Origin of the sequence: Snuella sedimenti (assembly GCF_016428595.1) — a bacterium.
In the GTDB taxonomy this organism is placed as follows: domain Bacteria; phylum Bacteroidota; class Bacteroidia; order Flavobacteriales; family Flavobacteriaceae; genus Snuella; species Snuella sedimenti.
The window spans coordinates 216,901-231,850 of sequence record NZ_JAELVQ010000002.1 but is presented as its reverse complement, the minus strand read 5'-3'; the positions used below and the strand labels follow the sequence as shown (position 1 = coordinate 231,850).

Below are 14,950 nucleotides of genomic sequence, written 5' to 3'. Positions count from 1 at the left end.
CACAAAAACATGAAGTATTCAAGTTTGTATTTTACTTTGTTATTTATTTCAATTCATTCTTTTTCTCAAGTACTCAAAAAAGGTTCTAATGAAGTTTATCCATGGCAAGACCCTCAAGTTTCAGGAATTAACAGATTGCCAAGTAAAGCGACTTCATACTCGTACCCAAACGAATCGTTAGCCTTAAAAAATGATAAAAACAGTTCTGGTCGCTATAAATTGTTAAATGGTGATTGGAAATTTTATTGGGCTCCTGTGCCAGAAGGCGTTCCAAACAATTTTCAGGAACCAACATTTGATGACTCCTCATGGAATACCATTCCAGTTCCAGCCAATTGGGAACTTCACGGCTACGGAACAGCCATCTATACAAACACCATATACCCTTTTGTACCTGTAAACCCACCTTTAGTACCAAACGACGATAATCCTACGGGATGCTATCGAACTACTTTAGAAGTTCCGGATAATTGGAAAGGCACACAAATCACCCTAACGTTTGGTGGCGTAAGTTCTGCCTATTACGTTTGGGTAAATGGCAAACTACTAGGCTATAGTGAAGATAGCATGCTCCCAACCCACTTCGATGTTACCCCGTATTTACAATCTGGCACAAATACTTTAGCGGTTAAAGCGTTTCGCTGGAGCGACGGCGTTTACCTTGAAGACCAAGACCACTGGCGCTTAAGTGGTATACATAGAGATGTGTATTTAACATCGGCTCCTAAAGTTCAGTTGTATGACTTTTTTGTACAAACAGATTTAGACGATCATTATGAAAATGCCACTTTAAAAATCCGTCCTAGAATTAAAGTTTTTGAAGATTCCGATTTCAGCAATTATACTTTAGAAGCCAAACTATTTGACGAAAACAACGCTGAAGTATTGAAACAGCCGCTAACCATTCCTGTAGATAAAATTTATAATGAGAAATTTCAACAACGCGGCAAGCCCAACTTTGCACTTATGCAAGCCTTAGTTGAAAACCCTAAAAAATGGAGTGCAGAGCAACCAAACTTATACACCTTAGTATTTAATTTAAAAAATGAAGAAGGACAAGTACTGGAATCGAGAAGTACAAAGGTTGGTTTTAGGGAAACTAAAATTGAAGATGGTGAATTTTTCGTAAACGGCAAATCTGTTATCATGTTTGGTGTAAACAGACACGACCACGACCCTATACATGGTAAGGTAATAAGCGAAGCGTCTATGCTAAAGGACATTAAACTTATGAAACAATTCAACCTTAATGCCGTACGTACATCGCATTACCCCAATGACGAACGTTGGTACGACCTATGCGATGAATATGGCATTTATGTCATGGACGAAGCCAATTTAGAAACGCACGGTGTTGGTGGCAAATTAAGTAATGATGCGTCATGGTCAAGTGCTTTTTTAGAGCGCGTTATACGAATGGTTGAACGCGACAAAAACCACCCAAGTATTGTTTTCTGGTCCTTAGGAAATGAATCGGGTTCAGGTTTTAACCATGTAACCATGGCCAATTGGATAAGAAGTTACGACACCACACGCCCTGTACATTATGAAGGCGCACAAACTACCGAGGGCAAAGCTAAAATTGAGGATAAAATATTAAAAGACCCACTTTATGTAGATATAGTTAGCCGTATGTACAGTCCTATTGAATACATGGTTAAAATGTCGGAGTTTGAAAACGAACCTAGACCTATTATTTGGTGCGAGTATGCACATTCTATGGGAAATTCTACAGGGAATCTATTTAAATACCGCGACCTTTTTAGAAACAACAAGCAAATTATAGGGGGTTATATATGGGATTGGTGCGACCAAGGCCTATCGCAAAAAACTGCCGAAGGGGAAGCCTATTATGCCTTTGGTGGCGATATGGGAGACACTAAAATTAATAGTGGCAACTTTTGTCTTAACGGTATTGTTGGTCCCAATAGAGAGCTAAAACCAGCCACTTGGGAGGTAAAAAAAGTGTTTCAGCCTATAGAATTTGAGGGTGGCGACCTTGCCTCTGGAGAAATAAAAGTTACCAACCATCATAATTTCACCAATCTAAATCAGTTTCAGTTTTTGTGGGAACTACAAGAAGATGGCAAAACCATAAAACAAGGTGCACTGGAAACCATCGTTCTTGCTCCCAATCAGACGAAAACTATTACTTTTCCTTTTAAAGAACCAAGACTAAAAGCAGGTGCCGAATACTTTATAAGAATTTCAGCTGTGCTAAAGGAAAACACCTTATGGGCCAATAAAAACCATGAAATAGCTTGGGAACAGATTCAATTGCCTTTTAAGAAAACTTTACCCAACAAGTCGATAGGCTCATTAAACACTATTACCGTAAACAACAATTCGGTTTCAGGGAAACATTTTCAAATCGATTTTAATGCTTCAAAAGGAACCATATCACAATTTGTGTACAATGACCAGAACTTAATTACTACAGGACTTCAACCCAGTTTTTGGCGACCTGTAACAGACAACGACCGAGCTGGTGCAAAAACTAAAAAACACCTTGCCGTATGGAGAGCAGCTTCTCAAAACTCAACTGCCGCTTCATTCGAATTAAAACAGCTAACCGCTAATACTGCTCTGGCTACTTCAAGCTTTATATTTGCAGATAACCAAGCTTCACTTTTAGTAAAGCATTTTATTTATGGCGATGGCAGCATAAAAGTAGCTGTTGAATTCCAAGCCGATGAAGCCCTACCAATGTTGCCTAAATTAGGTGTACAGTTACAAGTACCTAACACCTTTGACAATTTAAAATATCTTGGCCGTGGCCCTCATGAAAGTTATTGGGACAGGAAACTTAGTGCCGATATAGGTATTTTCTCTAGTAAAGTTTCTAAAGACTACTACCACTATATTCGTCCACAGGAAAGTAGTAACAAAACAGGCGTACGATGGTTCGCCTTAACCAATAACCAAGGCTATGGTCTTTTGGTCAATGCTACAGACCAACACTTAAGCATGAGTGCATGGCCCTACACAACATGGAACATTGAAGAGGCCTTACATACCTACGATTTAGAAGAACAAGACTTTATAACCCTTAATATAGACCACAAACAAATGGGCGTTGGCGGTGATGATAGTTGGTCTAATAAGGCCTTACCGCATCCGGAGTTTAGAATACCTGCAAAGGCTTATAATTATTCTTTTCTCATAAAACCTATTAAATCTGTTAAGGAAATTGGGCGAATCAACTATAATGAAGAGTAAATAATATTTCGGATATTACAACCTATCCCTTTGAAAAACAAAAAAATAATGCAATGATTTCTAAATACAAACAAATAATAACTTTCTTTTTTCTACTAGTACTAATAGGATGTAAATCGGAAAACAAAACTACTGCTGTTGAAGTAAATCCTAAAAAACCAAATATAGTCTTAATTAACATAGATGATTTAGGTTGGAAAGATTTAGGCTTCATGGGAAGCCCATATTACGAAACACCCAACTTAGACAAACTCGCCCAAGAGGGCATGGTTTTTACCAATGCTTATGCTGGAGCTGCTAATTGCGCACCAAGTAGAGCTTGTCTTATTTCTGGTTTAAATACACCAAGACATGGTGTTTACACTGTAAGCCCATCCGATAGAGGCCATAAAAAAACCAGAAAACTTATACCTATAAAAAACACAAAGAATTTACACGATTCTATTTACACTTTGCCTCAAATGCTAAAATCTGCGGGCTATATGACGGCTAACTTTGGTAAATGGCATGTAGGCAACAACCCTACTAAGCAAGGTATAGATTATAATGTTGGGGGGAGTGCTAAAGGCAACCCTGGCGCTAATGGATACTTTTCACCATACAACATCGATTTTATTGAAGATGGTCCGGAAGGCGAATACTTAACAGATAGATTAACTAATGAAGCTGTCTCTTTCATAGAAAAACATAAGGACACCACATTCTTTATTTATATGCCATTTTATACGGTACATACACCAATCATGGGGAAAAAAGCTTTGGTAGAAAAGTTTAAAAACAAAAAAGGAATAAAAGGGCAAGATAATGCAGCATATGCGGCCATGGTGGCTTCTATGGATGAAAACGTTGGCAAACTATTAAAGACACTAAAAACTAATGGACTAGAAGAAAACACGTTAGTTATTTTCACTTCTGATAATGGAGGCATTCGTGCAATTTCACATCAAGATCCTTTAAGGGCAGGCAAAGGATCCTATTACGAAGGCGGTATTAGGGTACCGCTCCTTATGAAATGGCCTAACCACATTCAACCAAAGAGCACCTCAACCCAAGTAGTTTCTAATTTGGACTTCTACCCTACGCTTCAAACTATTGCTGCTCCTGTAAGAAAAGCAGAGGTATTGGATGGGATTGATTTAAATCCTGTAATTAATAATAATCAAAACATTGTAGAAAGAGATTTATTTTTCCATTTCCCAATTTACCTTCAAGTCTACAAAAAAGGAAAAGATGGTAGTAGAGACCCTCTGTTTAGAACACGTCCAGGATCTGTAATTATTTCTGGAGATTGGAAATTACACCAATATTTCGAAGATGGAGCAGTAGAGTTATACAATTTGAAAACAGACTTAGAAGAAGCTGAAAATATCGCAGAGTCAAACCCTGATAAAGTAAATGAATTATTGAACAAATTAGAACAATGGAGAAATGATACCAATGCTCCTATTCCAACTGAAATAAATCCCGATTACGATTTAGCGTTTGAACAAAAAGAAATCATTATAAAAAATTAAAAACATACTATGGTTACCAAAAGACTATCCATTTATATTACACTTATAGTAAGCGTATCGCTTATCCTGGTTGTATCCTCTTTTAATTCATGTAAAAATTCAGATGTTCCAACAGAAAAACCAAATATTTTATGGTTGGTTGTTGAAGATATGAGTCCATTTTTAGCTTCTTATGGCAATAAATATACCACTACACCTACTTTAAATGCTTTGGCCGATAACGGCGTTGTTTTTACTAATGCCTTTTCAAATGGAGCCCAATGCTCTCCAGCTAGGTCCACATTAATGTCGGGCATTTATGCACCAATGTTGGCTACAGATTGGCATAGGGAAGCTAGGGCTGTACCTCAAGATTTTTATTATACAAAATATTTACAAGAAGCAGGTTATTATTGCACTAACAACAGTAAAACAGATTACAATGCCAAAAACGTCCCTAAAAAATTATGGAATGAATCGAACCAAAAGGCAAGCTACCTTAACAGACCAAACAAAACGCAACCATTTTTTTCGGTTTTTAACTATAATGGCACACATACAAAACGGGTAGCGACTAGAAACACGAAGGGAAGAACGCCAAGAACAATTGCTCTTGATAGTGTTGCAGTACCTCCATATTTACCAAATGTTGAAGAAATTAAAAATGATATTGCTTGGTATTATGATGCAGTAAATAAAATGGATATATGGGTTAAAAAACGCCTTGATGAATTGGAAGCTTCGGGTGAAGCAGACAATACCATTGTGTTTTTCTATTCAGACCACGGGGGATGTTTGCCTCGTGGAAAAGCCTATGTTTATGACACAGGTACACGCGTTCCTTTAATCGTTCACTTACCTGAGAAATATAAACATTTAGCACAAACCACATCAGAGAACAAAAATGACAATTTAGTTGGCTTTATAGATTTTGCTCCAACTGTTTTAAACCTAATTGGTATTGAAACACCAGATTTTATGATGGGACAGCCTTTTTTGGGCAAGCAAGTACCAGAACCAAAATCGGAACTGTTTCTTTATAGAGCCAATCAAGAACAAAGTTATATTCCTTCCCGTGCCTTGACAGATGGTAGATATAAATTAATATGGAATTTTAATACGGCTTATCCTAATGGAACCAGACAATCTTACCAATGGCAAATGCCCTCTTACCAAGGTTGGGACAAAGCTCACATAGAAGGTAAAACAGACAGTTTACAAAGTGTTTTTTGGAAACCAACTACCGCTATAGAATTTTATGACACCCAAACAGATAGCTTTGAAGTAAATAATCTTGCTAATGATCCAAAATATCAAGCAAAGGTTTCACAAATGAAACAAGATTTAATTGCTTTCATGAAACAAAAGAAGGATTTGGGACTCTATCCATGGTCTATGAGAAAACAAAAGGATACCTTACCTTTTTACAGTTATGTAAAACAAACCAATCAACCCGTAGAGGCCATTATAGATGCTGCTGCTTTTGCAAGTACAGCCAAAGTTTCTGATATTGAAACCATAAAAGGGTTCTTAAATTCTGATGAGCCAGCCATACGGTTTTGGGGCTCGGTAGGTGTTTTGCAGCTTTTAGAAAGACAGCTTATTAATGATGTTCCTGATGAAGTCAACAAAAACTTCAATAACGACAATGAAAATACGGAAATACGATTGTTAAGTGCTGAAATATTAGTAAAGTCTGAAGCCAATAAAAATGCTTTGAACTATATATTAGATCAAGTTAAGAACGATTATTTTATAGCTTACGCTACCTTACAAAACTTAGGGGCACTGGCAAAACCTATAGAGGAAGAATTGATAAAGCTTAGGGGAAATAAAAAACTAAACCAGTTCTATATAAAATCTGCTTTAATAAATACCGGGCAATTAGCTTATCAGGATTTGTGGAACGATACAGATAAGTCTGAAAAAGGTTACAATCATCATGAATAACATTGAAATAATATAAGGGGAATCATTTTCCGGTATTATTGACTTTATACAGGCTATTGGCACTTTCTAATTAATTTTAGAAGTGCCAATTTTTATATTACACAACTTTTCCTTTCCCCCAATCATCATTTGCTTTTTTAGTATTGTCAAAATAATAATTCTCTTAACATTACAAGAAGTAAACATTCTTTGTAATAAAATTGATGTTTTCATAATAATGTATCTCATTATTTTTGGGATTCGCAACAAAATTACCCAATAATTGTGCTATTCGTGATACATAAAAACGAGTTATGCTTGATAATTTTATAACAACCTATTAATCAACATAATAATTATGAAAACAAAATTTCTCTTCTTTGTATTACTTATTTCTAGCTATTACTCTTTTTCCCAATTTATTACGCCCCAAGCCTATTTAACATTCGAGGACAATACTATAATTCCTTATGGTGTAACAGGAATTACTAACGTAAATGCCAGTGGCACAGTAAACCTTGCTAATCCTGCCGGAATCTACTCACAAACTAATAATGCTATTGTAAATGATGCTGGTGAAAATGTCTTATTTAAAGATTTTGAGGGCTATTTAAAGTTTGATGAAACTATTTTGAATAAAAATGAGTTTAGCTTAACGGCTAAATATAAATGGTCAGGCACCAATGCTTGGTGGCTTGGATTAATAAGCTTTGTAGGGAACGATGGAACCAACTATGTTGACCAGCATATACAAATTAAAAAACCTACAGGCGAAATTAACGGGTTGGGGCTTTCTGCAATAGACGTACTACTCCAAGACCAATACCATCACATTGCTCTAACTTATAATGCAGGTACCATTGTATTGTATATAGATGGGACACAGGTTGCAACCAGTACAGGGCAAACCATACACAACCTAACCAACCTAAGCCTTTATTTAGGACTAAAAACCAATGTTAACGCTTCTACAGGAGCAGTAACCCCATTTGTTGATGGTAGTGGCAATTCTAAAAACACTAAAGCTTATTTAGACCAAGTGGCCATATTCAACAGGGCCTTATCTTCAACAGAAGTTACCGATGTTTACAATGGCGAACTAAACTTAAACCACATTACGGTATTCCCAGAGCAAAGTAAGCAAACTGTTACTTTTGGGGGAGATGCAAAACTAACTATAAAAGCATGGGCCGAAGGTAATACAAGTGCTATTTCCCAAAAGCTTTATGGCGATATGAATTTAAAAATATTGCGGGTTCCCATTTTTGCATTACAGCCTATAACAGACCCCATTTACGATAATGTTATTACTGTAATAAATTCAGTGAAAAGTGTGAATCCAAATGTTAAGATATTTGCCAGTATTGCCAATGGTGATGGTTATGGAACAGATTATCATGGTTCCCATAAATTCCCATCCTCATGGCAAGGATGCTGCCCGTACAATGTTTATAACTTAAATCTTACTACTTATGCCGCTTATCTTGATAGTTTTATGGATAGGATGACGGCAGCTGGAATCACAATTGATTACTTAGGCCCTTGGAATGAAGATGCTGCAGATGATTCCGATCACTTTAAAGTGTTTGACCAAATGACCAAATTAGGAACGACACAACGCGTTGGTCTAGAACGTTGGGCATTACGAACCTCTGTAAGCGATGTGGACGATGTGGAAGACCAAATAGATATCACGGGATCTCATTTTTACGATGATGTAGAAGGCTCTAGCCCTATTCCTGAAGAAGAACGTGATGATGTTTGGGCATCTTTGGTGAATAAATCAGCTAATCCAGTTTGGTATACCGAATCTACCCGTTATAAAACCAATGATGGCATAACCAAACTTGTAAACGGAATGGAAAACATATTTCCAGCTTTAAGAGGTGGTGTCGAGTCTATTACATTCTATCAAGTTTGTAAGCGGTTTGTTTGGGCAAATGGAGGCACACAACCTATAAAATATACAGGATTCCAAAATATTGTGAATAACTCCGAAGGCAGCGTAAGACCAAGCACTACAGATAACAAGAATATTAAGGTAGTTGCTTTTGCCAATCAAGACACTTTAGATGTCCATATAATCAATAAAGATACCATTAGTCAAACCGTTAAATTACAACTGTCTGGCGGGTACACGACCAATGGGACCATAAAAAGAACCATTTGGACAGCCATTGACACCGCCGCGGTAAACACTTACAGCTTAAACGGAATAAACAAATGGAATATCACCGCACCTGCAGGATCCTATTCGCACCTAAAAATTTCTTTGAATATGAGTGCAGCAAAACAAGCAAACAATAAAGGCAACAATAATGCAGCTCTATCTATAGAAAAAGAAGATAATGTACAATCCTTACAAGGACAAAACCTTAAGCTATTTCCCAACCCTGCAAAAAATGGAAGGTTTACATTAATGTTGCCTCAAAAAAATAACGTAAATACGGTTCAAGTGAATCTGTTTAACATTTCGGGTCAATTAATATCCTCTGAAATTATGGATTATAAAAACCGCATAGATTTTCATAAAAATTTAGCTCCCAATATATATTTGTTACAAACAGTGATAGGAACTAATTCATATATGAACAAGCTTGTTATAAGTAATTAAACATAACTGTTCCTTAATAAAAAAAATGTTCATGATGCTTAGCTTGAACTTAAATTTAGAGCCTACATTTACTAGTTAATAATTTAGCAACGATAAGAGAATATTCAACTTTTATACCTGCTTGTTTTTAAAATAAGAACACAGATATAAAAAGCCGTTTTTATGTTTTTTATATGGTTTAGTTCTGTTGCTTTTATTTGTTTATTAATGTCATTCTTAAGTTTTCTTCAGCTACCCCATTCCAATAGCCACATTCTAATTGAAAAAATACAGATGTATAAGGAATGGCTAAATCTGTTTTTATAATTAGCACATTAAACAGTTTTTCAGATGTATCTAATTCCCAAATATTTATTTATTAGACAATTACACACCTTTTTGTTGTGAATAGATCCGCTTTTATTTGGAATCAAATAAAATGCATAAAAACAAAAAACACTGAAAACCATACGATTAAAAGTGTTTTTGATTCTAGTTGTTACTAGGTTCGTTGTGGTGGCAGGATTCCACCAACCGCAACTATATGTTTTAAACATCAAAAAGTTACATTTTAGCTGGTTTCTTTGTTAACCGAATAGGTAACTTATTTGATAAGAACATTTGATAAGGGGGAATTGTAGTAACGTTGTTTTTTCTTTAGGAGTGAAATTATAGACAATATTAATTGAATTACCAGAATTTATTTATACCATGTAGAGCCAAAAATAATTTCAGTTTATTTACAAATTATTGATTAAACTTTTCTACAACCAATTTCCTCACTTATTTGGTAATATTTTCTATTCAAAACACTACTAATAGGCTACTAAAATTAACGGTTTTTTAAGATTAAAATTGTAATAAAAAGCTGACCTTCGAACTTATTAAATTTGTACAAAAAATATGAGCAGCAAAAAATTAATCCCCTCTACAATAATAAAAGAAAACATTAAACGAACAATAGCCGAATTAAAGATCACCAAACTCGAATATGTTGAAGTTAAACTCAAAAAACAAAAGGAGGTAACAGATCTAAAAAAATCCTTAAATAGTCTTGTACATAAAAAGCAGAATTGTGAAATCGAAAAAGCAAAACGGGCTAAACTACGTCAGGAATTGATAGACATAGAGGATCATATAAAAGAAATCAATCTAAAGATTGAAGCCAAAAGAACACTGTTAAACCCTGAAAATAATTTATTAAAACAGATATCAATTATGAAAGACAATTATAATAGCTTTTCAAAGGACGAACGACGTATTCCAAATTTAAGAGCAATGGCTTACGAGGTTTCAAAAGAATTAGACGAGATTATAAAACACGCATCAGCCGTTTATTAGTCTAGTCAATGTCTAAAAACACCTATTGCTAATAAATCGGGCCAAGGGAGAAAACGGAAACTAAAAGCAATGGACCGGCTTTACAAAACCGAAAGCAATTATGTGTCCCATCACATCCATGTGTACAGTAGAAAATTGATCAGTTTTTGCGCCAAGCATCAGGCTGCCCCCGTTCTGTTAAACTAGGAAGACAAAGTTGGGATAGCAAAAGAAAAGCATTTATATTTAGAAACTGGAGCTATTACGGTTTAATGTCAAAAAAAAAATACAAGACCGAAAAAGCGGATATTGAACTTATTATGGATAACCAATCAGCTTATGAGGGTGCTTCTGCACCCACAAGATGAGACCGATAATCACACTCACTAAATGCAAACAGCATATACAACGCGTGGATTCTTATTTTGATTTCACTTCGCTTATTAGCAATAACTAAACCTTAATCTAATTATTTATTAGTTACAACATTCATGTACAACAACTCATTTTTGTGACTAAAACTGTTTTTTTAATTCATCCCCAACGTCTTCTAGACTCTCTCTCAGCACTATTAATCTCATTTTTATTTGTATAAAAATTCATATCGCAAGGTAAGTTCACAACACCATGTTTCTCAAACTATCATAAATAAGCCCGAATCAATATTCGGACTTTAATGTGTCCTTCTTTTAATGAGCTTTTAAGACCTCTTCGTCCCTATACTTACAGCATCCATGAAGGCTATTATATGCTTCATCTGGCGCCATAACATCTTTTAAATCATGACCAACATTAAGTATAGCTTTTTTAATGGTTTTCAAATCGGTCTTTTTCTCGTTATATACCAATTTTAATTGGTGGGTTTTTACATCCCAACTCGCTATTTTAACTCCTTTGGTTTTCAAACACGCTTTTTCAATTCTTGTTTGACACATTTCGCATACACCTTTTACTTCAAAGGATGCTTTCGCATTTTTATTTTGAGCAAAAGAAGTCGTTCCTGTTAATAACACTAATAAAATCAATAACTTTTTCATAAGATTTATGTTTTAATTGTTTGTTAATTTAATCTATATCGTAATCCAGCATAATAAGTACTTCCAAAAATAGGACCATATACAAATGTAGTATCAAAATAGTTTCCAAAAGGATCATCAGCTCCCATAATAGGGCTCTTTATCCTTTCATTGGTAATATTCTCCCCACCTACATAAACTTCAAAACTTTTAGCAAACACCTTTGTAATTTGTACATTCAACGTTCCTACAGTAGGGGTGTAGTCCGTTAGCCTATATTGCTCAGGGTTACCGGCGGTAGAAGGAAATCGTTGCTCACCCAACCAGTTATATGTAGTGTCGAATTTCCAGTGCCCGCCCTTGGCATTCATTTTTGTTTTATAAGCAGCGTTGGCAAAAAAACGATGTTTTGGTGTTAATGGCTTAGTAAGTTTTCCAGATGTATATTGGGTCTTAACATCGTAGTATTTGTATGCCAATCTTAAATCTACACCTTCCAAAAAATTATAATTTAATTCTGTTTGAAAACTATTTGCATAACTTTCCCCATCTAGGTTATAGAAGCTTACCTCTGATGGATTCTCCCAATCTACTACCACTTGGTTTTTAAAGTCCGTTCTATAAAAATCTACTGCCAAGTCAGCTTCTCTACCAAACAAATTAAATCCTTGTAAAAACGATATACCGTAATTCCAAGCGATTTCTGGATCCAATCCATAAATTTTACCACCGCTATTCAATAGATTAACCAACCTTGAACTCGCAAACATATTTTGATTTTCTGCAAATATATTGGAACTGCGCCTACCGCTTCCTATGGAAGTTTTAAAAGATGCTTGTTCCCAAGGTGTGTATCGCATATTCAATCTAGGGGTTAAAAATGTTCCCAGAAGATTGCTGTTATCTATCCGTATACCTGCTGTAAGGTTTATATTTTCCAGATCGTCATAATTATATTCAAAAAAAACGCCTATACTATTTTCGTTTCGTTCATAGTCCATAGTATTTGTGTACACACCTACTGTTTCATCGTAATGGTCATATGAAAAATTTAGCCCAGCTTTAAATTTATGCAGCGAACTTCCCAAAATTGAACTGTAAATAGCTCTTGTATAAAAATTATTATGATTTATATTGTACACATTTCTCCCAAAATACGATTGCTGATTATGGGTGCTAAAGTTAACCTGAATATCTACATTCTGATAGGTTAAGTCCTGATTGGCATAACTAAGCTTTCCTGATACATCAAGACGTTTGGTATCTATGTCACTTCCCCAATAATTAGTAGAGAACTTATCTGCTTCGGGGTTATAACTTGTTTGCCCTGCTTGCTTGGCATCGTTTAAATACCGAACGTTTAAAAAGCTTACAACTCCTTTATCTAAATCTACATATTGCCAGCGGTTCATCAGGTTAACCTGTTTTGCCAATGGTATATCCAAAAAAGAATCTTTATTCCTATCAAACCCAGTATCCCTGATATTCCCATGAAGAAAAAGTCCGGTGTACAGTTTATCCGTAATCTTGGTATTTAAATGGGTATTTAGTTCGAACCTGCCATTTCCCGCACCATAAATATTAACGAACACTTTACTGTCTTCCACAGGCTTTTGAAGTTTAGCGTTGATTTGACCTGCGATGCTTTCAAAACCACTAATAACACTGCCGGTACCCTTAGTAATCTGAATACTCTCTACCCAGGTACCAGGAACGAAACTCAGACCATACATTTGTGCAGCTCCCCTAACTGTGGGTACGCTTTCTATGGCAGTTAGTATATACGGGCTCGTCAATCCTAACATCTTTATTTGTCTGGTTCCTGTTAGGGCATCGGCATAGTTTACATCAATAGAAGGATTGGTTTCAAAACTTTCACATAGATTACAGCAAGCCGATTTTAGCAATTCCTCACTATTCATAGTGACAAGGTTTTGAGAGTTTAAAAAAGATATCAATGTTGATTTTTTCCTTGTAGTTACTTCAACCTCATCTAAATTATTCGTTGGATGCAAATAGTGATGAATAGGCTTTATAGCGTTTATCTTCAAAGTATCGGTTTTAAAGCCCACATAGCTTATGATTAATTCTTTGGAATCTTTACTGCTAGGAATCGAAAAATTTCCATCTAAGTCGGTCACTGTACCAATTGTGGTATGGAGCCAATATACATTTGCTCCTGCAAGAGGCATGGGATCTTCTTCATTGGCTATAAATATTCGTCCGTTTAATTGTTCTTGTGCAACACTTATAAACGGTATAAATAGTAGAAGTGTTATTATTTTTTTCACAGAGAGTTAAATTTTAAGTTAATACAATAGTGCATCAACCAACAGCATTAGTTGACGATAAATGAATAACTTAAAAATCAAATAAGAAAAACCTGATGCAAGGCTTGTCTGTCTAAAATTATGTCGGGCGGTGCATAGTCCCTAAACAACGTTATTTGTTGTGGTAAGCTCGTAAAAAGGTTTTCATAAACATATACAAAAGCTGTCACAACTAACTTTTGTACATATTGATAGTCATTATCAGAAGGATTCTTAATGGTATCCTGACCTTTAAAAAAATCTATTTCGTCCTTACAGCACTTTACACGTTCTGAATGACTTGACGTAACACCTACTGTTTTTTCGTTGCATTCATCCATGTGACTAAAAACCGTAACACCTATTAAATCATCATGACAATAGCGCTTTTGAACAGTAAAAGAAGCTGTTGTAATTAACATTAAAATTGTTAATGCTATTGAACACGTTTGATGTAAAATTTGTTTTATCACAACTCAAAAATATGAAAAAAGGTTATTGTAGCCTTCTCTAAAAACATTAAAAACACAAAGTTTATGCTATTAAATATTGTAAATTGGACAAAGCTCTTAATATATTAATGTTCCTGACAAATTATTATTCTCAATTTTATTATCTCATAAAGACCATGTTTATAGAAATAGTAATTTGATTCCCTTTCCACGCACTACTATCATTTTTTCAGGAGCATGTCGAAAGGGAACTGTATTTTTAGGCTTAAAAAGTATTATTTTTAACTTGTCCATATTCCCATTGTTCTTTCGTTTCAATAGGAGCACCATTGGAAAGTATAACCGTTGTAGCAAAAGTGTGGCGCGTAATATGGAAGGTTAGTTTTTTTTTATTCGACAAACATCGGTTATCTCCTTTAAATAGAAATTAAGTTTTTGATTAGAAATGGTATGAAACAAGGTATGCCTTGTTTGGGAATTTGAATGTGCTTTATACTTATCTATAATCTCCAATACCTTCAAAAGCAATGGAGTTTTATAGGAACCTTGATCTTTTCCCTACTTGAATGTATCCAAAGCTTGCCATCTATTTCCTTGCGCAAGTCATAGGTTGTCAACC

9 protein-coding genes are annotated in these 14,950 nt (G+C 35.2%); 6 read left to right on the top strand and 3 right to left on the bottom strand.

All coding sequences use genetic code 11. The features are described from left to right. Positions 1-9 precede the first annotated feature (9 nt). The 6 genes from JF259_RS02800 (at position 10) to JF259_RS02775 (ending at position 10,922) form a co-directional block, all read left to right on the top strand. A complete protein-coding gene (locus JF259_RS02800; RefSeq protein ID WP_199113086.1) occupies positions 10-3,219 on the top strand; it encodes a glycoside hydrolase family 2 TIM barrel-domain containing protein in 3,210 nt (1,069 codons plus the stop codon). A gap of 53 nt (positions 3,220-3,272) precedes the next feature. Continuing rightward, positions 3,273-4,733: a sulfatase gene (locus JF259_RS02795; protein WP_199113084.1), complete on the top strand. Its 1,461-nt coding sequence runs from the start codon at positions 3,273-3,275 to the stop codon at positions 4,731-4,733. Positions 4,734-4,742: 9 nt separating this feature from the next. Beyond that, complete coding sequence (locus JF259_RS02790; RefSeq protein ID WP_199113082.1) at positions 4,743-6,662, top strand: sulfatase family protein; 1,920 nt, start codon at positions 4,743-4,745, stop codon at positions 6,660-6,662. A 337-nt stretch (positions 6,663-6,999) separates the two neighbouring features. Next, positions 7,000-9,255, top strand: a complete 2,256-nt coding sequence (locus JF259_RS02785) for a LamG-like jellyroll fold domain-containing protein (RefSeq protein ID WP_199113080.1) — start codon at positions 7,000-7,002, stop codon at positions 9,253-9,255. Positions 9,256-10,137: 882 nt separating this feature from the next. Continuing rightward, complete coding sequence (locus tag JF259_RS02780; RefSeq protein ID WP_199113072.1) at positions 10,138-10,575, top strand: hypothetical protein; 438 nt, start codon at positions 10,138-10,140, stop codon at positions 10,573-10,575. 146 nt (positions 10,576-10,721) lie between these two features. Next, positions 10,722-10,922 (top strand): hypothetical protein, encoded by a 201-nt coding sequence (locus JF259_RS02775; RefSeq protein ID WP_199113070.1) that lies wholly within the window; start codon positions 10,722-10,724, stop codon positions 10,920-10,922. A gap of 321 nt (positions 10,923-11,243) precedes the next feature. On the opposite strand, the gene JF259_RS02770 is transcribed toward JF259_RS02775, so the two are convergent. From JF259_RS02770 to JF259_RS02760, 3 genes are all read right to left on the bottom strand, one after another. Beyond that, positions 11,244-11,591, bottom strand: a complete 348-nt coding sequence (locus tag JF259_RS02770; RefSeq protein WP_199113068.1) for a heavy-metal-associated domain-containing protein — start codon at positions 11,589-11,591, stop codon at positions 11,244-11,246. Positions 11,592-11,614: 23 nt separating this feature from the next. Then, on the bottom strand, positions 11,615-13,861 hold the full coding sequence (locus JF259_RS02765; protein ID WP_199113061.1) for a TonB-dependent receptor: 2,247 nt from the start codon (positions 13,859-13,861) through the stop codon (positions 11,615-11,617). A gap of 77 nt (positions 13,862-13,938) precedes the next feature. Then, complete coding sequence (locus tag JF259_RS02760; RefSeq protein ID WP_449618955.1) at positions 13,939-14,352, bottom strand: HYC_CC_PP family protein; 414 nt, start codon at positions 14,350-14,352, stop codon at positions 13,939-13,941. Positions 14,353-14,950: the final 598 nt, after the last annotated feature.